The organism is Luteimonas sp. GW821-FHT14E02 (assembly GCF_058803905.1).
In genome coordinates, this window is sequence record NZ_JBXAPK010000003.1 from 359,957 (window position 1) to 378,673 (window position 18,717).

The 18,717-nt window shown below is 65.6% G+C and carries 16 protein-coding genes and 1 pseudogene; 3 read left to right on the top strand and 14 right to left on the bottom strand.

Going from position 1 to position 18,717, the window contains the following annotated elements; translation table 11 throughout:
* Window positions 1-72: 72 nt before the first annotated feature.
* The 8 genes and pseudogenes from mobA to ndk form a co-directional block, all read right to left on the bottom strand.
* On the bottom strand, window positions 73-663 hold the full coding sequence (mobA, locus tag AC1RNP_RS07245) for a molybdenum cofactor guanylyltransferase (protein WP_493050589.1): 591 nt from the start codon (window positions 661-663) through the stop codon (window positions 73-75).
* A gap of 13 nt (window positions 664-676) precedes the next feature.
* A complete protein-coding gene (gene der, locus AC1RNP_RS07250; protein ID WP_493050590.1) occupies window positions 677-2,092 on the bottom strand; it encodes a ribosome biogenesis GTPase Der in 1,416 nt (471 codons plus the stop codon).
* A 455-nt stretch (window positions 2,093-2,547) separates the two neighbouring features.
* Window positions 2,548-3,798, bottom strand: a complete 1,251-nt coding sequence (gene bamB, locus AC1RNP_RS07255; RefSeq protein ID WP_493050675.1) for an outer membrane protein assembly factor BamB — start codon at window positions 3,796-3,798, stop codon at window positions 2,548-2,550.
* A 29-nt stretch (window positions 3,799-3,827) separates the two neighbouring features.
* Window positions 3,828-4,463 carry a YfgM family protein gene (locus AC1RNP_RS07260; protein WP_493050591.1) on the bottom strand — a complete coding sequence of 212 codons (636 nt, stop codon included), beginning with the start codon at window positions 4,461-4,463 and terminating at the stop codon, window positions 3,828-3,830.
* Between the two features lie 216 nt (window positions 4,464-4,679).
* Complete coding sequence (locus tag AC1RNP_RS07265) at window positions 4,680-5,531, bottom strand: helix-turn-helix domain-containing protein (protein WP_493050592.1); 852 nt, start codon at window positions 5,529-5,531, stop codon at window positions 4,680-4,682.
* Entirely contained in the window at window positions 5,528-6,328 is an 801-nt protein-coding gene (pilW, locus tag AC1RNP_RS07270; RefSeq protein WP_493050676.1) for a type IV pilus biogenesis/stability protein PilW, read from the bottom strand. Before pilW ends, AC1RNP_RS07265 begins: the two co-directional genes overlap by 4 nt.
* 177 nt (window positions 6,329-6,505) lie before the next feature.
* Window positions 6,506-7,612, bottom strand: a pseudogene (gene rlmN / locus AC1RNP_RS07275) (dual-specificity RNA methyltransferase RlmN); the annotation flags it as partial.
* A 117-nt stretch (window positions 7,613-7,729) separates the two neighbouring features.
* Window positions 7,730-8,155, bottom strand: coding sequence for a nucleoside-diphosphate kinase (gene ndk, locus AC1RNP_RS07280; RefSeq protein WP_493050593.1), 426 nt, complete (start codon window positions 8,153-8,155; stop codon window positions 7,730-7,732).
* 276 nt (window positions 8,156-8,431) lie between these two features.
* On the opposite strand from ndk, the gene AC1RNP_RS07285 reads away from it, so the two are divergent.
* The 3 genes from AC1RNP_RS07285 to AC1RNP_RS07295 are packed head-to-tail and all read left to right on the top strand — an operon-like array spanning window position 8,432 to window position 12,745.
* The gene (locus AC1RNP_RS07285; RefSeq protein ID WP_493050594.1) at window positions 8,432-9,091 is read left to right on the top strand and encodes a TetR/AcrR family transcriptional regulator; all 660 of its coding nucleotides are present in this window, start codon (window positions 8,432-8,434) and stop codon (window positions 9,089-9,091) included.
* A gap of 24 nt (window positions 9,092-9,115) precedes the next feature.
* On the top strand, window positions 9,116-11,488 hold the full coding sequence (locus AC1RNP_RS07290; RefSeq protein WP_493050595.1) for a 3-hydroxyacyl-CoA dehydrogenase/enoyl-CoA hydratase family protein: 2,373 nt from the start codon (window positions 9,116-9,118) through the stop codon (window positions 11,486-11,488).
* A gap of 51 nt (window positions 11,489-11,539) precedes the next feature.
* The gene (locus AC1RNP_RS07295) at window positions 11,540-12,745 is read left to right on the top strand and encodes an acetyl-CoA C-acyltransferase (RefSeq protein ID WP_493050596.1); all 1,206 of its coding nucleotides are present in this window, start codon (window positions 11,540-11,542) and stop codon (window positions 12,743-12,745) included.
* A 127-nt stretch (window positions 12,746-12,872) separates the two neighbouring features.
* Here the strand turns inward: AC1RNP_RS07295 and galU are convergent, their stop codons facing one another.
* The 6 genes from galU to AC1RNP_RS07325 all read right to left on the bottom strand — a co-directional run bounded on the left by galU (window position 12,873) and on the right by AC1RNP_RS07325 (window position 18,680).
* Window positions 12,873-13,790: a UTP--glucose-1-phosphate uridylyltransferase GalU gene (gene galU, locus AC1RNP_RS07300; RefSeq protein ID WP_493050597.1), complete on the bottom strand. Its 918-nt coding sequence runs from the start codon at window positions 13,788-13,790 to the stop codon at window positions 12,873-12,875.
* Between the two features lie 110 nt (window positions 13,791-13,900).
* Window positions 13,901-15,811: a polysaccharide biosynthesis protein gene (locus tag AC1RNP_RS07305; protein ID WP_493050598.1), complete on the bottom strand. Its 1,911-nt coding sequence runs from the start codon at window positions 15,809-15,811 to the stop codon at window positions 13,901-13,903.
* Window positions 15,812-15,844: 33 nt separating this feature from the next.
* A complete protein-coding gene (locus tag AC1RNP_RS07310) occupies window positions 15,845-16,852 on the bottom strand; it encodes an MraY family glycosyltransferase (RefSeq protein WP_493050599.1) in 1,008 nt (335 codons plus the stop codon).
* 2 nt (window positions 16,853-16,854) lie between these two features.
* The gene (gene lapB, locus AC1RNP_RS07315; RefSeq protein ID WP_493050600.1) at window positions 16,855-18,033 is read right to left on the bottom strand and encodes a lipopolysaccharide assembly protein LapB; all 1,179 of its coding nucleotides are present in this window, start codon (window positions 18,031-18,033) and stop codon (window positions 16,855-16,857) included.
* A 1-nt stretch (window position 18,034) separates the two neighbouring features.
* A complete protein-coding gene (locus AC1RNP_RS07320; RefSeq protein ID WP_493050601.1) occupies window positions 18,035-18,310 on the bottom strand; it encodes a lipopolysaccharide assembly protein LapA domain-containing protein in 276 nt (91 codons plus the stop codon).
* A 64-nt stretch (window positions 18,311-18,374) separates the two neighbouring features.
* Window positions 18,375-18,680, bottom strand: a complete 306-nt coding sequence (locus AC1RNP_RS07325; RefSeq protein ID WP_226468236.1) for an integration host factor subunit beta — start codon at window positions 18,678-18,680, stop codon at window positions 18,375-18,377.
* Window positions 18,681-18,717: the final 37 nt, after the last annotated feature.

Sequence of the window (18,717 nt, forward strand, 5' to 3'; positions counted from 1 at the left end):
CCATGAGCTGGATCCCGGCTTTCGCCGGGATGACGAACAAAAACGATGCGCCTGTTGTTTCCGCGCCACCGCTCACGACACGTCGATGCCGGCGGCGATGAGGTCTTCCGGCGTATTGAGATTGCCGAAACGCACGCCTTCCAGCCGCACGCGGGCCATGCCCAGGCGCGATTGCAGCGCATGCACGGCAAGGTCGCCGGCATCGATGGCGCTCGCGGCCGCTTCACGCAACGCATCGACGTGCCACAGCGCGACCAGCGGCTGCGTGCCATCGTCATCCTCGGCGAAAGCCCCTGTCTCGGACGGTGACAATGCTTCGATCAGATCGCTGGAAACATGCAGGACGTCCACCGGCAAGGTGAGCAGCCAGGTGCTGCGGCAGGTCGCCGCCAGTGCTTCCAGGCCGCCCAGCGGACCAATCCCGTCGACGCGATCGTGGATCACGCGCAAGCCATGCGCGAGATAGCGCTCCTGATTGCGGTTGGCGCTGATCAGGATGGCATCCACGTGCTGCGCGAAATCCTGCGCCAACCCCAGCACCAGCGGCTTGCCGGCGCGTTCCAGCCAGGCCTTGTCACATCCGCCCAGACGCGTGGCGCGACCGCCGGCGAGGATGCCGAGCGTAACCGCGTGTGACGACGGGACGGCGTGGATGGCGCTCATCGGTCGCCGCTTCTCATTTGCCCCGCTTGACGTGGCGGATCAACCGGCGCTTCTTCGCCACCTGACGCTCGGTCAGCACGTTCTTCTTGTCCTTGTACGGATTCTCGCCTTCCTTGAACACGAAGCGCACCGGCGTACCGACCAGCTTGAAGCGCTTGCGGAAGAAATTCTCGAGATAGCGGCGGTAGGTGTCCGACAGCGTGCGCAGGCGGCTGCCATGCACGACGAAGGTCGGCGGATTGGTTCCGCCCGGATGGGCGAAGCGTAGCTTGGCGACGTGACCGCGCACGGTCGGCGGCGGATTGGCGTCGTAGGCGATTTCCAGCGCGCGCGTGATCTCGGCGGTGCCAAGTTCGCGCGTGGCCGAGGCATGCGCGCGGTGGATCGCGCCGAACAGTTCGCGCAACCCGGAACCGTGCTTGGCACTGATGCGCACCGACTCGGCCCACGTCACGAAGGCGAGCTTGCGCGAGAGCAAGGCCTCGACCTGCTCGCGCTGATACGTGCTCAGCCCATCCCACTTGTTGACCGCCACCACCAGCGCGCGCCCGGCATCGAGCACGGCGCCGAGCACGCTGGCGTCCTGCTCGGTGACGCCTTCGGAGGCATCGAGCATGATCACCGCGACCTGGGCCTGCTCGATCGCCTGCAAGGTCTTGATGATCGAAAACGTCTCGACCGCCTCCTCCACCTTCGACTTGCGGCGGATGCCGGCGGTATCGACCAGGCGATATTTGCGGCCGTCGCGTTCGAGGTCCACCGCGATGGCATCGCGCGTGGTCCCGGCAACTTCAGAAGCGATCATGCGCTCCTCGCCGAGCAGGCGATTCACCAGCGTCGACTTGCCCACGTTCGGGCGACCGATGAAGGCGATGCGCATGCGCTCGGGATCTTCATCCAGGATCGTGGCATCGCCGTCCGGCGGCAGCGTCGCCAGCACCTTGGCGAGCAAGGTGTCGATGCCGTGGCGGTGCGCGGACGAGACTGCGAGGACATCGCTGAAACCGTATCGCGCGAATTCCGCCAGCGCCGCGCGCACGTCGATGCCATCGGTCTTGTTCACGATGAGGAAGGTCGGACGTGACGTCTTGCGCAGCCAGCGCAGGATCTCGTCGTCGAGCGCGGACGGCCCTTCGCGGCCATCGACCACGAACAGCACGAGATCGGCCTCTTCCGCGGCCGCCCGCGCCTGACGCGCGGTGGCGCCGGCCAGTCCCGTGTTCTCCAGATGGATGTTCTCCCCCGCGATGCCGCCCGTATCCACCAGCACGAACGGCCGCGCCTCATCGAGCCGACACACCCCGTAATGACGGTCACGCGTCACCCCCGGCTCGTCATGCACGAGCGCGTCACGCGTGCGCGTGAGGGCGTTGAACAGGGTCGATTTGCCGACATTGGGGCGACCGACCAGGGCGACGAGAGGGAGCATTATTGGTGCCGGGAACGAGGATTCAGGGTTGGAACAGGGGAAGCGTAACCGTTTTGCGGCCGTTTCCGCCAAAAGCAGGGTTTTAGGGGCCGATCAACAGCTCCGCTCGGGCTGTCACGTTTGCTTCTAAGAATCGAGAAGCAACGTCAAGAACAGGAGACCCGAAGGGCGGCGCACAAGGATGTGCGCCGTTTTTCGACCGAGCCAGGATGGCGAGTCGAAAAATCCCCGCAGCAATGAAGCTATGGGATTGCTTCGTCGGGGAAAGCGTTTTTCTTTGGTTCGTTTCTTTTGACGCTTATCAAAAGAAATGAACTCGGCCGCGTAGCGGACGAAACGCTGTTGCTCTTCAACAAACTAGAAAAACAAAAAACTGGATTCCGGCTTTCGCCGGAATGGCGATCTAATGATAGCGTCCGTGAATTCCCGCCTACGCGGGAATGACGCGCAAAACCTCAGTTCTGCGCAGTCGCCGCCTGATCCACCCGATAAGCACTCACATCCCCATCCGTGTTCTCCACGATCAGGATGCCATCCACCACGATCGGACTCGCCCGCAAGGGCTCCTTGCCGCTGGCCCGCTCGCGCGCCGCCAGACTGCCGTCCGACAGCTTCAGCCAGTGCAGATAGCCGTCGTAATCGCCGACCACGACATAATCCCCCTGCACCACCGCGGAGGTGAGATTGCGTCGCGCCAGGATCGGCTGCGACCACAATGCGCTGCCGCTGTTCTTGTCGAGCGCCCACACCGTGCCGGCCGGATCGGCGACCACGACACGATCGCTGGCGACGCCGACGCGCCCCGGACCGCCGTTGTCGTGCGCCCAGATCGGACGCCCGCTGGGGCCGTCGATCGCCACGGTCTGCTTCTTGAAGCTGGTGACGTAGAGCGTGGTGCCGTCGAGCGCCGGCGCGCCGTCGACGTCGGCCATGCGCTCCAGTTCGCTACGGCCGTCGGGCTGGGCCACGACCTGGTCCCACAGCGGCCGACCGTCGGACACCGCCAGCGCGGTCACCGTGCCGTCGTCGTTGCCGACGAAGGCGACGCCCGGGGCGAGTGTCGGCGAGTCGTTGCCGCGCACCGTCAGGGAGGGCATCTCATGATTCCAGAACCAGCGGCGCTCGCCACTGGTGGCATCGAAGGCGCTGACGCGTCCATCGTTGGAGCGCACGAACACCAGTCCCTGCCCGATCACCGGCGCGGCGATCACTTCGTTCGCGACCTTGCCCCGCCACTTCTCGGTGCCGGTGGCCGCGTCGAGCGCGATCACGTCGCCCTCGAGACTGCCGACCACGACCAGGCCGTCACCGGCGCCGGGACCACCGGCCAGACGGATTTCCTTGTCCTTTTTCTCCTTGCCCTTCTCGTTCTTGCGCTGGGGCACGAAGTGCCAGACTTCCTTGCCGGTCTGCAGATCAAAGGCATGCACCCCGCCCTCGACGGCGGCGGCGTAGACGCGGCCGTCAGCGACCGTGGGGCCCTGGCGGGCGCCGAGGCGCTGCTCGCCCTTGCCGGCCTTGGCCGACCAGAGCTTGCTCACGTGCACCGACGGCGTGAATTCGGTCAGTTCCGCCGGCTCGTTGGCCTTCTTGGTGTCTTCCTTGTCCTTGCTGGTGAACCAGCCCTTGACGGTGCTGCATCCGGTGAAGGCGAACGCGCAGAGCACGAGCAGCGCGGAACGGCGCAGGACGGTACCGGAAGGCATCGGGAAACTTTTCATCAAGGACTTACTCATCAAGACCGGGCCTCGGGTTTATCGGCCGGCTTGCCGCCGACGTCGGTGAGTTTGAGTTCGAGCAGACCACGCTGCGGCGCGGCGACGTCGAGTTTGGTCAAGGCATCGCTGTAGGACTTGCGCGCATCGTCGCGTTTGCCGAGCGCGACCTGGGCATCGCCGCGCACTTCCAGGCTCACCACATCGTCGGCACTCCCCAGCGCCTGCAATGCATCCTGGGCCTTGCCGGCATCGATCAACAGGCGCGCCAGGCGCTGGTTGAGGATGTTCTGCAAACCAGCGTCCTCGGTGGTGACGCCGCGCAGGGTCGCAATGGCGGCATCGCGCTGATTGGCGTCGATCTGGGCCTTGGCCAGATCGAGCGCGAACAGCGCACCGTAGGCCGTGTCCTTCAGGGTGCCCTGCTCGGCCTGGGCCTTCTTGAGGTCCTTGGACTGCAGCGCCTTCAGCGCGGTCTGATAGCGCTCACCGGCTTTCTGGCTCTCGGAGACGCGATAGCCTTGCCACCACTGCCAGCCGCCGATGAGGACCAGACCGAGCACCACGCCGCCGATCAAGCCGGCGCCGTTGCGACGCAGCCAGGTCAGGACGCGTTCGCTTTGTTCGTGTTCGTCGAGAAGATCGTCTATTGCCATCTCAATGCTGCCGTGATGCCGCTTGCCCGCCGATGCCGGGCCAATGCGGATGGATGGCCCGTGAAGCGGGCCGACAGTACCAGACCAGCCGCGCCATGACGCGGCGCGGCCGATGCGGATTCATGCGCCATTATCGCGGATGCGGCGCGAAACCGCATTCCGGCGCGGGGATGCGCCCCGCGCGGATGTCCCCAATCGCCAAAAAGCTTGGGGATCTCAGTCGGAAACCGGCGCGAGAGAGCCGTCGGGGGACACCGTGAAGCGTGCCACGCTCGCACGCATGAAGGGCGTGAGGTCCTGGGGCTGGCCGTTGCGCTGCACTTCCACGGCCTTGGCATTGCCCAGCACGACGCGGTCGACATTGGCGGCCGGGTACGTGCGCGTTTCACCGGATTTCAGCAGCGCTTCCTCGATCGTGCCTCCGTCCTTGCCGCGGATCTGCACCCAGCTGTCGTCGTTGACGCGCAGGCTGAGTTCGGGCGTGGCCGATGCCGCCACGGGCGCGGGTGCGCTCTGGCGCGGCGGTACCATCGAGGCGACCACCGTCGACGGTTCGCGGACGGCGGGCTGCGCCGCGGCATCCGCCTGCTGCGCGGTGGCCAGCTTGTCCGCCGGCACGTCGAGCGGCGCCGCGAGTTCCTCGCTGCTGTCCAGGTGCGAACGCGTGGCGACCCAGACCGGCAGCACGATCAGCGCGGTGATGACGATATAGACGAGACGGCCGCCGACCTGATCGGCGACGCGCTGCAGGAGCGGCGTGCGCCAGTGCGCCACCAGATGGGTCGGCTCGATCGGCGCGACGCCCGAAGCGCTCTGCACCGGCTCGATCGGCAGCCCGAGCATGCGCGAATAACTGCGCAACTGTCCGCGCACGAAGACCGGCGCACCGATGCGTGCCCAGTCTTCGGCTTCAAGTGCCTCGATGATGCGTACCGGCATTTTCAAGCGGGCGGCGACATCGGCCACGCTCAGGCCGGCAGCTTCGCGCGCATTGCGCAAGCGCTGCCCGCAGCCGCGTTCCTGCGCCACAAGGGCGCCGTCCGCCATATTCGGATTGGGCGGGATCATGGTTGGCTGGGTTCCCCTAATTGTTGAGCGGACCCCGTCTGCGGGAATTCCGCTCTTAGTCGTTGAGCATAACGGTCGGCAGCGGCCTTGTCGCCAAGCTTGTTTTCAATCAGTGACGCCAGTCGAAGTGCGTCGCGCGAAGCAGGAGCAGCCGCCAGACGCCGCTCCGAGAAGGCGCGCGCTTCCATGTAGCGGGCACCGCGGTACTGGACGTCGGCCATCGCCTCGAGGGCAACGGGATTTTCAGGCTCCAGTGCAAGTGCTGCGCGCAGCGTTTTTTCAGCTCTTTCGAGCTGTCCGGCCTGCAGGGCGCAGGCGCCGGAATTGGCCATGGCCGAAGCACGTTCGCGATACGCGGGGTCGGCGAGCGCGCGGTCGAACCACGTCATCGACTCCGCCGCGCGGCCATTTCCGCACAGCCACGCACCGTAATTGTTGAGCGCGATGCCCTGCGTGGGCGCCAGTTCGGCGGCCTTGACGTAGTAGCCGCCGGCCTGCGCGCTGTTGCCGCGCTGGTCCGCGATCACGCCGAGCACCGTGTAGACATCTGGCGACTTCGGGTCCATGCGCAGGGCCGCCTGCGCATGGCGCTCGGCCTCGTCGATCTGGCCGGTGCCGAGGCGCGCCTGCGCCAGCGCGATGCGATCGCGCACATCGGTCTCGCGCTTGACCTCGGGCGAGTCCTTGAAGTCGTAGGTCGGGCCCGTCGATTCGGTCTTGCCGATCTTGGGATTGGGCTTGACGAAGGTCAGCCGGGAACAGGCGGCCGTCGTCATTACGATCACGAGCAATGCCAGAAGGATACGAACGTGGCGCATGCCTTACGCGGCCCTCCCTGGCGTTACATTGTCGACTTCGGATACTCCGGCCCGGCTGTCCGTGGCCGGGCGCTCAGCGGTACGCGAGCCAGTGGCTCGCAAGCGCGCCGCTTCGCCCGCATCGACGCCTCCCTTGCCCTGTCCGCCATGTTCGCCTCCGGCCTGCAGGCCAAGGCGCTTGCGATGCTCGGCCTGGCGACGCGTGCGATCGGCGACCTGCCCCTTGAGCTGTCCGCAGGCTGCGTCGATGTCGTCGCCGCGCGTGCGCCGCACCATGGTCAGCACGTGCGCGTCGAGCAGCGATTTCTGGAACGCGCGGATGTCGGCCTCGGACGAACGCTCGAAGCGCGTGCCCGGAAACGGGTTGAACGGGATCAGATTGACCTTGGCCGCATCCTTCATCTGCAGCGCGTTGTCGAACTGGCGCATCAGCCGCGCCAGCTGCCGCGCATGCATCGGCTGATCGTTCACGCCCTTCATCAGCGTGTATTCGAAGGTGATCGACTCGCCCTTCTTGCGGCGCGCATAACGCTCGCACGCGGCCATCAGCTCCTCGATCGGATATTTCTTGTTGAGCGGCACCAGTTCGCTGCGCAGCTCGTCGTTCGGCGCGTGCAGCGACACCGCCAGCGACACGTCGCTGACCTCGCCGAGCTTGTCGATCATCGGCACCATGCCGGCGGTCGACAGCGTGACGCGCTTGTTGGCCAGACCGTAGCCGAGGTCGTCGCGCATCACGCTCATCGCGCGCACGACGTTGTCGAAGTTCATCAACGGCTCGCCCATGCCCATCATCACGACGTTGGTGAGCTTGCGCTGCTTGTGCGGGACGTTGCCGAGATGCCGCGCCGCCACCCACACCTGTCCGATGATCTCGGCGGTCGAGAGGTTGCGGTTGAAGCCTTGCGTCGCCGTCGAGCAGAACTGGCAGTTGAGCGCGCAGCCCACCTGCGAGGACACGCACAGCGTGCCGCGTCCCTTGTCGGGAATGAACACCGTCTCGATGGCGTTGCTGTTGTCCATGCCGAGCAGCCACTTGTGCGTGCCGTCGGTGGAGGGCTTTTCGAACTGGATTTGCGGCACGCGTACTTCCGCGTGCGCTTCGAGTTTCCCGCGCAGCACTTTGCCGAGATCGGTCATCTCGGCAAAGTCGGTGACGTGGCGGTGATGAATCCACTTCATCACCTGATGGGCACGATAGCGCTTCTCGCCGAGCGTGTCGGCGAAGAAGTTCTCCAGGCCCTCACGATCGAGATCGAGCAGGTTTTGCCTGCCGGGATTCTGCCCGGCGGAGCTCTGCCTGGCAGCGCTCTGCCCGGCTTGATCCTGCTTGTTGTCGATCGTGTCGTTCACGTCTTGGCTCAACTCAGCGCGCCCAACTCAGCGCGCGTAGACGTCCGTGGTCGGGAAGAAGTACGCGATTTCCACCGCCGCCGTTTCGGCAGCATCGGAACCGTGCACGGCATTGGCGTCGATCGAATCGGCGAAGTCGGCGCGGATCGTGCCCGGCGCGGCGTCCTTCGGATTGGTCGCGCCCATCAGTTCGCGATTCTTCGCGATCGCGTTGTCGCCTTCGAGCACCTGGATCATCACCGGGCCGCTGATCATGAATTCGACCAGCGCGTTGAAGAACGGACGCTCGCGATGCACGGCGTAGAAACCTTCGGCTTCCTTGCGCGAGAGATGCTTCATCTTCGCCGCCGCGACCTTCAGGCCGGCTTTTTCGAAACGGGAATAGATCTCGCCGACGACGTTCTTCGCGACGGCATCGGGTTTGATGATCGACAGGGTGCGCTCCAGCGCCATTGGGATGCTCTCCGGAAAGGCCGGGCCATTCGCCGTCGAAGGTCCGCGGGACGCGGATCTTCCCTGCTAAGGGCCCAGAGTAACATGGAAAAACCCGCGTGCGGACGCGGGTTTAGCCGACTTGGCTACGGTAATTCTAGCGGATTCGTAACGACCTCTGCACCCGTTTTGCACGTTCTCTGTTTGACCTAGCACCGCCCCGGCACCGACCCGGCGCGTTGACGGAAGTGCGGACGAGGACTAGGATCAAACAAGCGTTTGATTCATTCCTCCGCCATGCCCAGTCCGTCCGGCCACCAGTTCTCCACGAAGGACCGCATCCTCGGTGCGGCCGAGGAGCTGTTCGCCCAGCATGGATTCGGCGGCACGTCGCTGCGGCAGGTCACCAGCCGCGCCGATGTCAACATCGCCGCGGTCAATTACCACTTCGGCAGCAAGGAAAACCTCGTCAACGAGGTGTTCCGGCGGCGCATGGACGAGATGAGCGCATGCCGCCTGGCCCTGCTGAAACAGGCGCAGGAAACGCACCCCGGCGAACTGGAGCCGATCCTGGCCGCTTTCGTCGAGCCCGCGCTCGCGCTCACGCAGGACCGCGGCAGCCGCGCCTTCGTGCGCGTGATCGCCCGCGCCTACGTCGAGAAGCACGAGGGACTGCGCAAGTTCATGTCCGAGCAGTACGGGCACGTGGTGCGCGAATTCGCCAAGGCGATCGCCGATTGCGTGCCCGGACTGAGCAAGGAACAGCGGTACTGGCGATTGGATTTCCTGGCCGGGGCGTTGATGTACGCCATGGCCGACTTCGGACTGATCAAGCGGCCCAGCGGCGTGTCGGAGACCGAACACCGCGCACGGGCGGCACGTGAGTTGATCCGTTTCAGCACGGCCGGATTCCTGGCCGACGTGGCCCAGGCCGACAGGCTCAAGGCCGAAAAATAACCCCCACTCAAATGGTTATCGACAATGTCTAACAAACTACTTGTACGTCGTGCCGCCGTGCTCGGCGCCGGTGTCATGGGCGCGCAGATCGCCGCGCACCTGGTCAACGCCGGTATCGACACGGTCCTGTTCGATCTGCCGGCGAAGGAAGGCGACCCCAACGGCATCGTGCTCAAGGCCATCGCCAACCTCGGCAAGCTCAGCCCCGCTCCGTTCGGCAGCAAGTCGTTCGCCGAGGCCATCGTGCCCGGCAACTACGAGCTGAGCCTGGCCAAGCTCAAGGAGTGCGACCTGATCATCGAGGCCATCGCCGAGCGCATGGACTGGAAGCAGGACCTGTACAAGAAGATCGCGCCGTTCGTGGCCGATCACGCCGTGCTCGCCAGCAACACCTCGGGCCTGGGCATCAATAAGCTGGCCGAAGTCCTGCCCGAGCAGCTGCGCCATCGCTTCTGCGGCGTGCACTTCTTCAATCCGCCGCGCTACATGCACCTGGCCGAGCTGATCCCGGCCCGCACCACCGACAAGGCGATCCTGGAGGGCCTCGAAACCTTCCTCGTCACCAACCTCGGCAAGGGCGTGGTGTACGCCAAGGACACGCCGAACTTCATCGGCAACCGCATCGGCGTGTTCTCGATCCTGGCGACCATCCACCACACAGCCGAATTCAAGCTCGGCTTCGACGAGGTGGACGCGATCACCGGCCCCTTGGCGGGCCGTCCGAAATCGGCCACCTACCGCACCTCCGACGTGGTCGGCCTGGACACGATGGCGCACGTCATCAAGACGATGGCCGACACGCTGCCGAACGATCCCTGGCACCAGTACTTCAAGGCGCCGAAATGGCTCGAGGCCCTGATCGCCAAGGGCGCGCTCGGCCAGAAGGCCGGCGCCGGCATCTTCCGCAAGGTCGGCAAGGACATCGTCGTGCTCGACTTGGAGAAGCAGGACTACCGTCCCTCCGACCGCGTCGCCGCACCGGAAGTGGTCGAGATCCTCAAGAACAAGAACCCGGCGGAGAAGTTCGCCAAGTTGCGCGAAAGCCAGCATCCGCAGGCGCAGTTCCTGTGGGCGGTGTTCCGCGACCTGTTCCACTACAGCGCATACCATCTCGCCGACATCGCTGAGACCGCGCGCGACGTCGACCTCGCCATCCGCTGGGGCTACGGCTGGTCGCTCGGCCCGTTCGAAACCTGGCAGGCCGCCGGCTGGAAGCAGGTGGCGCAGTGGATCGCCGACGACATCGTCGCCGGCAAGGCCATGAGCACCGCGCCGCTGCCGGACTGGGTGTTCGACGGCCGCGACGGCGTGCACGCCGCCGAGGGCAGCTACAGCCCGGGCAAGAACGCCAAGCTGCCGCGCTCGGCCTTGCCCGTCTACCAGCGCCAGCGTTTCCCCGATCCGCTGCTGGGCGAGAGCTTCCCGCAGGGCGACACCGTCTTCGAGAACGATGGCGTGCGCATGTGGAGCGACGGCGACGACGTCGCGGTGGTTTCGTTCAAGACCAAGATGAACACCGTCTCCGACGCGGTGCTGGATGGCGTGCAGGAAGCCATCGCCCGTGCCGAGCGCGACTTCAAGGCCCTGGTGCTGTGGCAGACCAAGGAACCCTTCTCCGCCGGCGCCGATCTCACCGGCGCGATCGCCTATCTGCAGAAGGGCGACCTCAAGGGCTTCGAAGGCATGGTCGCCAACTTCCAGGCCACCAGCCAGCGCATCAAGTACTCGCTGGTGCCGGTGGTGGCCGCGGTACGCGGACTGGCGCTCGGCGGCGGCTGCGAATTCCAGATGCACAGCGCCAAGACTGTGGCCTCGCTGGAGAGCTACATCGGTCTGGTCGAAGCGGGCGTCGGCCTGCTGCCGGCCGGCGGCGGTCTGAAGGAAATCGCGGTGCGTGCTTCCGAAGCCGCAGGCCCGGGCGGCGACGTGTTTGCCGAACTCAAGCGCTACTTCGAAACCATCGCCATGGCGAAGGTGTCGACCTCCGGTTACGAGGCGAAGGAACTCGGTCTGCTGCGCTCCACCGACAAGATCGCTTTCAACAATTACGAGCTGCTCTACGCCGCCAAACAGGAAGCACGTGCGCTGGCCGAATCCGGCTATCGCCCGCCGCTGCCGGCACGTCGCGTGCAAGTGGCCGGCGACGTCGGCATCGCCACCTTCAAGATGCTGCTGGTGAACATGCTCGAAGGCCGTTTCATCAGCGAGTACGACTACGAGATCGCCTCGCGCATCGCCACCGTGCTGTGCGGCGGTGAGGTGGATCGCGGTTCGTTCGTCGACGAGGACTGGCTGCTGCGCCTGGAGCGCCAGCATTTCGTCGAGCTGGCGCAGCAGAAGAAGACACAGGACCGCGTGCTGCACATGCTGCAGACCGGCAAGCCATTGCGGAACTGAGATTCGGGCCATCCGAATCCCCACCTCGAATCTCGAATCCCGGAGTCATCCATGAGCAAGCAAATCCAAGACGCCTACATCGTCGCCGCCACCCGCACCCCGGTCGGCAAGGCACCCAAGGGCGTATTCCGCAACACCCGTCCCGACGACATGCTCGCGCACGTGCTCAAAGCCGTGGTCGCGCAGGCGCCGGGCATCGACGTCAACCGCATCGACGACGCCATCATCGGCTGCGCCATGCCCGAGGGCGAGCAAGGCATGAACGTGGCGCGCATCGGCGTGCTGCTGGCCGGCCTGCCCAACACCATCGCCGCGCAAACCATCAACCGTTTCTGTTCGTCCGGCCTGCAGGCCGTGGCATTGGCCGCCAACGAGATTCGTCTCGGCAACTCCGATCTCGTCCTGGCCGGCGGCACCGAATCGATGTCGATGGTGCCGATGATGGGCAACAAGGTCGCGCTGTCGCCGTCCGTATTCAAGGATGATCACGTCGCGATCGCCTACGGCATGGGCATCACCGCCGAGAAAGTGGCGGAGGAATGGAAGGTCTCGCGCGAAGACCAGGACGCCTTCGCCCTCGCCTCACACCAGAAAGCGCTGGCCGCCATCAAGGCCGGCGAGTTCAAAAGCGAGATCTCGCCTTACGAAGTGCTTTCGCACCAGCCTGATCTCGGCGGCAACACCATCCGCCTGAAGAAGCTGCTGGTCGAGAACGATGAGGGCCCGCGTCCGGACACGTCCGCAGAAGGCCTGGCCAAGCTGCGTTCGGTGTTCCGCAACGGCCAGTTCGGCGGCACGGTCACCGCCGGCAACTCCTCGCAGACCAGCGACGGCGCCGGTGCCGTGCTGCTGGCCTCCGAGCAGGCGATCAAGGATTACGGCCTCACGCCGCTGGCGCGTTTCGTGTCGTTCTCCGTCGCCGGTGTGCGTCCGGAAGTGATGGGCATCGGTCCGATCGCGGCGATCCCGAAGGCGCTCAAGCAGGCAGGCCTGACCAAGGATCAGATCGACTGGATCGAACTCAACGAAGCCTTCGCCGCGCAGGCGCTGGCAGTGATTCGTGATGTCGGCCTCGACCCGTCCAAGGTGAACCCGCTAGGCGGCGCCATCGCGCTCGGCCATCCGCTCGGTGCCACCGGTGCGATCCGCACCGCCACGATCGTGCATGGCCTGCGTCGTCGCCAACAGAAGTACGGCATGGTCACGATGTGCATCGGCACCGGCATGGGCGCGGCGGGCGTGTTCGAAGCGCTCTGATTCGCCCTGCTCCCGACCCGTTTGGGCTACAGAAAGAAAAACGGCGCCATTGGCGCCGTTTTTCTTTCAGGCTCGGCAATCGGTTCGCGGATGCCATCACATCGTCGGGCTCCGCCTGGCGAAATCTTCAGCTGAGATCGATCACGCCCAGTTCCTGCAGCGCCTTCGTCATCGAATCGCGCGCGGCGTCGCTGATCTTTTCATGATCGAGGGCGAAGCGGATCGTCGCCTCGACCAGACCAATGTGGGTGCCGCAGTCGAAGCGCGTGCCCTTGAAGCGATAGGCATCGATCTGCGAATCGGCGATCTGGCTGGCGATCGCGTCGGTCAGCTGGATTTCGCCGCCGGCGCCCTTCCCGGTTTTTTCCAGGTGATCGAAGATCGTCGGCGGCAGGATGTAGCGCCCCACAACCGCCAGCGTGCTCGGTGCGTCCGCCGGCGCCGGCTTCTCGACGATGCGCTGGATCGCACCATGGCGATCCTCGAAACCCTCGACGGCGACGATGCCGTAGCTGGCCGTCTGCTCCTCGGGCACATCCTGCACGGCGATCACGCCGACGCCGAACGTTTCGGCATGATCGGCCATCTGCTTGAGCGCACCGGCGCCGCCCTTGTTCCAGATCAGATCGTCCGGCAGCATCACCGCGAACGGCTCATCGCCGACCACGGGCTTCGCGCACAGCACGGCATGTCCGAGGCCCAGCGCTTCGGCCTGGGTGACGAACACCGCGCGCACGCCTTCCGGCAGCACGTTGCGTACCAGATCGAGCTGCTCGTGCTTGCCGGATTTCTCCAGCTTCTGCTCCAGCTCGTAGGCTTTGTCGAAATAGTCGGCGACCGCGTGCTTGTAGCGGTTGGTGACGAAGATCAGGGTGTCACAGCCGGCCTCGATGGCCTCGTCGACCGCGTACTGGATCAGCGGCCGATCGACGATCGGCAGCATTTCCTTGGGAACGGTCTTGGTAGCGGGAAGGAAGCGGGTTCCAAGGCCCGCGACTGGGAAAACGGCTTTACGGATGCGTTGCTTCTTCGTATTCGTTGGCATATCAGCAATTGGTTGCGCCGGATGCGGGAACGCAGGAGGCAAGAGTAGGCAGTGTATGCCGGTTCGCGCGATGCCGTCGCATCACGCGCCGGAGGCGTCCAGGCGCGCCGTCAGGTCTTCCTGGAAGCGCGCGCCGGGAACGCGACCACGGTGGCCAGCTTCTGCGGCGCCTCGGGCGCGTTGGCCGGCGCGAATTCGGGCACTGCCGCGCGCAGCAGCATGGCCAGGGTGTCGAGATCGTAGCGATTCACCGCATCGCGCATCTGCACGCGCGCGACACGCAGGTCCTCGACGGAGACTTCACGCGCCTCGGCCTGCAGGATCTTCGGATGCGCGGTCGGGCGATAGCGCTCGTCGGCGTGGAACAGCGTCTCGTGCAGCTTTTCGCCGGCACGCAATCCGGTGTAGACGATGGCGATGTCGCGATCGGGCTGCTTGCCGGCCAGGCGAATCATCTGCTCGGCCAGCAGACGGATCGACACCGGCTCGCCCATGTCGAGTGTGTAGATCGCCTGCCGCGAACCGATCGCCGAGGCCTGCAGGATCAGCTGGCAGGATTCCGGGATCGTCATGAAGTAGCGCGTCACTTCCGGATCGGTCACGGTGACCGGGCCGCCGTTGCGGATCTGCTCGCGGAACAGCGGCACCACGCTGCCGGCCGAATCCAGCACGTTGCCGAAGCGCACGGTGATGAAACGCGTGCTCTGCGCGACTGACATCGCCTGGCACAACATCTCCGCCAGACGCTTGCTGGCGCCGAGCACGTTGACCGGATCGACCGCCTTGTCGGTGGAGATCAGCACGAAGGTACCGACGCCGGCCTTGAGGCTCTGCTCGGCGACGGTCTCGGTGGCCAGCACGTTGTTGCGCACCGCCTCGCGCAGCTGCGCTTCGAGCACCGGCACCTGCTTGTAGGCGGCGGCGTGGAACACCGCCTCCGGATGCGACAGGCCGAGCGCGTGCTGCATCACCGCGGCATCGCCGCAATCGCCCAGCACCGGAACGAATTCGATCTGGGGGAAATCGCGGCGCAGTTCCGACTCGGTGGTGGCCAGCGCCAGTTCGTCCATCTCCAGCAGCGTGATCTGGCGCGCGCCATGCTTGGCGCACTGGCGGCACAGTTCGGAACCGATCGAGCCGCCGGCGCCGGTGACCAGCACGCTGCGGCCACCCAGCCAGCCGCGGATCGCCTTCCAGTCGGGCGTGACCGGCTGACGGCCGAGCAAGTCCTCGATCGCGACTTCCTTCAGCTCGCCGGGCAGCGAACGCCCTTCCAGCAGGTCGTCCAGGCGCGGCACGGTGCGGAACGGCAGTCCGGTGCGCTCGCAGGCGGCCACGATCCGCCGCATCGAGGCGGCGTCGAGCGAGGGCATGGCGATCACCAGCAGGTTCACGCCGGTCTCGGGGGCGATCTTGTCGACCTCCTCCACCCGTCCCAGCACTGGCAGGCCCTGCAGCTCGCTGCCACGCAGCTTGGCGGCATCGTCGAGGAAACCGACCGGCTGGTAGGCGCCGGTGCGGCGCAGGTCGCGGACCAAGGTCTCGCCGGCCTGGCCGGCGCCAAGGATCAGCACCCGCAGCGCGGCCTTGTCGGTGCGGGTCATGCTGTGGTCCTTCCAACTGCGGTACAGCAGCCGCGGCATGCCCAGTAGCGCGGTCAGCACGATCGGGTACAGCACCAGCACCGAGCGCGGCGTCTGGTTGAGGCGGTTGTAGAGGAACAGGGCCAGCACGATCGCCACCAGTCCGGCGATGCTGGCCTTCAGGATATTGAGCAGGTCCGGCAGGCTGGCGAAGCGCCAGACACCGCGATACAGGCCGACCTTCCAGAACACCATGCCCTGGGCGACCAGGATCAGCAGGTTTTCCGTGGAGAACGCCGGCAGGTCGATCGAGACCGACTGGATCGAATAACGGAACTGATTCAGCCCGGCCCAGCAAAGCCAGACCATGAAGAGATCGTGCAGCACGACGGCAGCCCGAGGCGCGGTGGCACTAACTCGGCTTTTCCATCCACTCATGCGTTCTCAAATCCCTGGCTGTGCTGCTGAGCGTCAGCGCCTTCGCAGGCGCGTCCACGCGATCCCTCCCCCAGAGAACCACGCAAAGCTGACGGCGATGATAAGTGCAATACCTGTCTCGCGAATGACTGAAACCAATACGCCTCCCGCCGCGGCCCAGGCCGCATAGGTAAGCGTCACTGTCCGATGGCTGCCAACCCGCCGGACCCAACGCTGGTAGGCATGCTCGACATGCGGTGTCCACCAGCGCTCGCCGCGCAGCATGCGTGAAGAGAGTGTCAACGCAGCGTCGAGAAGAAAGGCCGAGGGCGGAATCAGCATCAGCACCCAGGTCGCGGGCCTTGGATCGCGCACCAGCATCAGCGCCATCGGCATGGCCAATGCATAGCCAAGCGCACCGCTGCCGACATCGCCCAGAAAGATGCGGGCCTTGCCCTGCCCGCCCATCGGCAGATTGAACGGCAGGAAGCCCGCGGCACTTGCGGCCAGCGCCAATGCCAGCCAGCGCGCGACTACATCACCGGTGAGCCAGGCATAGGCGATGGCGACCACCACCGCCTGCAAGGCCGCGATGCCGTCGATGCCGTCCATGAAGTTCCAGATGTTGATCAGCGCCAACGCCAGCCCGAAGGCGAGGCATGCCGCCAGCGCATCGCCAGAGATGTCGTACACGGCCCAGGACAGCAATACTGCCGCCACGGCATGGACGCCCAGGCGGAGCCATGGCGACAAGGGCCGATGGTCGTCCACCCATCCGATTGCGGCGACCAGCGTCAACCCGATCGCCGTCGGCAACAGGAACGCGCGCGATTCCGGCACCTGCCAGGCGAGCAGTCCCTGCGCGAACAGCAGCGCCACGACGATGCCGATGCCGCCGCCGCGCGGCGTGGCGGTCGTGTGACTGCGGCGTTCGCCGGGTTCGTCGACGAGATTGCGCCAGCGCGCGTACCGCAAGGCCAGCCATGTTCCGATGCAGGCGATGCCGAAGCAGGCGACCAACCACCAGTTCGGTGAGATCCCGCTCAGAAAAATCTGACCCAAGCTCACACGACGGCGTAGTTGAGCAACGGCTTGATCGTGCCCCATTCCTTGCAACTGGGGCATTGCCAGTGATGGCTGCGCGCGCCGAAGCCGCAACGGTTGCAGCGGTAGCTCGGATTGCGCACCAGCAACTGATCGGTGATGTGCTTGAGGTCGGTCAAGGTGCGCACCTCGTCGTCGCCTTCGGCGAGCGTGAGGTCGATCAGCGCCGCTTCGCCGCGCACCGAGGGGCGATCCTTCAACTGCTGCGCCAGATAATTGCGCGCAGCCGCCACGCCGTCCTCGGCTTCGACCAGCTTGGTCAGCGCCAGCACCGGGGAAATGCCGCGATAGTGCTCGCTCATCTCCGAGAGAAAGCGGCGCGCGCCGGGTTGATCGCCGACGCGGTCGTAGGCCGGCAGCAATGCCGGCAGGATCTCCGGCAGGTAATCGGAGTCATGCCGCGCCGCGCGCTCGAACGCGCGGATGGCGGCGGCATCGTTGCCGGCATCGAGTTCGATGCGGCCCTCCAGCATGCCCGCGCGGACCGAATTCGAATCGGCCGCATACGCGCGCGCCACCGCGGCGCGCGCGCCATCGGCATCGCCACTGGCGCGCAAGCGGTCGGCCAGCTCGCATTCGAACTGCCCGATCAGCTTGCCCATCGGCTCGCCGGTGACGGTCTCGTAGCGCGATGCGTTCTCGATCGCCTTCGGCCAGTCGCGCTCGGACTGGTAGATGCCGATCAGATGCTTGAGCGCCTGCGGCGCGCGCTGGTCGATCTTGGCCAGATCGGTGAACACGGTTTCGGCACGATCGAGCAGGCCCGAGCGCATGTAATCCTCGCCCAGCGCCAGCAGCGCCTGCACTTTCTGCTGGTCGTTGAGGTCCGACCGCTGCACCAGCCCCTGGTGCAGGCGGATGGCGCGATCCACCTCGCCGCGGCGGCGGAACAGATGGCCGAGCGCCACCTGCGTCTCGAAGGTGTCCTTGTCGAGTTCGGCGATGTGCAGGAACAGCTCGATCGCCTTGTCCGGCTGTTCGTTGAGCAGATAGTTCAGGCCGCGGAAGTAAGTGGTCGACAGACGGCTGACCTGGGAGTCGCTGTGGCGCTCGCCGCCACGACGGCCGATCACCCAGCCGCTCAGCGCCGCGACCGGCAACAGGAGGAACAACCAGAAGTATTCGGTGATGAAGGCCATGTCAGGTGTCACCGGTGCCGGTAGGAGTGCCGGTAAGAGCGGGACGCGCGCGTCGCTCGCGCCGCAACTGCTGCCGCAGCGGCAGGATCACGGACGCGGCCAGCAACAGACCGCCGATGATGGCGCCCAGCAGCATCGCCGCCAGCGAGACGACGCCGAGCGTGCTGCGCAGCGTGAGGAAACCCAACTCGAGGGTGATCGCCTGCGAATTGAGCGTGCCGATCGCGACGCCGGCCGCGATGCACAACAGAGCGATGAGAAGACGAACCAGTCGCATATACGACTAGCTTAGCCGAATGAGAGACAAAGCAAGCGCCATCCTTCGGATGCGCTTGGACGGATCAGTCCTCTTCCGAGGGAAGCGGCGTGGCCGTGCTGACGCGCTCGCGCAATTCCTTGCCGGGCTTGAAGTGCGGGACGTGCTTGCCGGGCAGCGCGACGGCGTCGCCGGTCTTGGGATTGCGGCCGGTGCGGGGTGGCCGGTAATGCAGGGAAAAACTGCCGAAACCCCGGATCTCGATGCGCTCGCCATGGGCCAGCGCGCCGCCCATCATTTCGAGGAGCGACTTCACCGCCATGTCCACGTCGTCCACCTTCAGATGGCCCTGACGCTGACTGAGGATTTCGATCAATTCCGATTTGGTCATGGACAGGGGTACCGCTGTGACATGGGCCAATGGCGGC

What these genes read in the sequence shown, in the direction of transcription:
- mobA (WP_493050589.1), bottom strand. Translation starts at nt 663, where the DNA reads ATGAGCGCCATCCACGCCGTCCCGTCGTCACACGCGGTTACGCTCGGC.
- der (WP_493050590.1), bottom strand. Translation starts at nt 2,092, where the DNA reads ATGCTCCCTCTCGTCGCCCTGGTCGGTCGCCCCAATGTCGGCAAATCG.
- bamB (WP_493050675.1), bottom strand. Translation starts at nt 3,798, where the DNA reads ATGCCTTCCGGTACCGTCCTGCGCCGTTCCGCGCTGCTCGTGCTCTGC.
- AC1RNP_RS07260 (WP_493050591.1), bottom strand. Translation starts at nt 4,463, where the DNA reads ATGGCAATAGACGATCTTCTCGACGAACACGAACAAAGCGAACGCGTC.
- AC1RNP_RS07265 (WP_493050592.1), bottom strand. Translation starts at nt 5,531, where the DNA reads ATGATCCCGCCCAATCCGAATATGGCGGACGGCGCCCTTGTGGCGCAG.
- ndk (WP_493050593.1), bottom strand. Translation starts at nt 8,155, where the DNA reads ATGGCGCTGGAGCGCACCCTGTCGATCATCAAACCCGATGCCGTCGCG.
- AC1RNP_RS07285 (WP_493050594.1), top strand. Translation starts at nt 8,432, where the DNA reads ATGCCCAGTCCGTCCGGCCACCAGTTCTCCACGAAGGACCGCATCCTC.
- AC1RNP_RS07290 (WP_493050595.1), top strand. Translation starts at nt 9,116, where the DNA reads ATGTCTAACAAACTACTTGTACGTCGTGCCGCCGTGCTCGGCGCCGGT.
- AC1RNP_RS07295 (WP_493050596.1), top strand. Translation starts at nt 11,540, where the DNA reads ATGAGCAAGCAAATCCAAGACGCCTACATCGTCGCCGCCACCCGCACC.
- galU (WP_493050597.1), bottom strand. Translation starts at nt 13,790, where the DNA reads ATGCCAACGAATACGAAGAAGCAACGCATCCGTAAAGCCGTTTTCCCA.
- AC1RNP_RS07305 (WP_493050598.1), bottom strand. Translation starts at nt 15,811, where the DNA reads ATGAGTGGATGGAAAAGCCGAGTTAGTGCCACCGCGCCTCGGGCTGCC.
- lapB (WP_493050600.1), bottom strand. Translation starts at nt 18,033, where the DNA reads ATGGCCTTCATCACCGAATACTTCTGGTTGTTCCTCCTGTTGCCGGTC.
- AC1RNP_RS07320 (WP_493050601.1), bottom strand. Translation starts at nt 18,310, where the DNA reads ATGCGACTGGTTCGTCTTCTCATCGCTCTGTTGTGCATCGCGGCCGGC.
- AC1RNP_RS07325 (WP_226468236.1), bottom strand. Translation starts at nt 18,680, where the DNA reads ATGACCAAATCGGAATTGATCGAAATCCTCAGTCAGCGTCAGGGCCAT.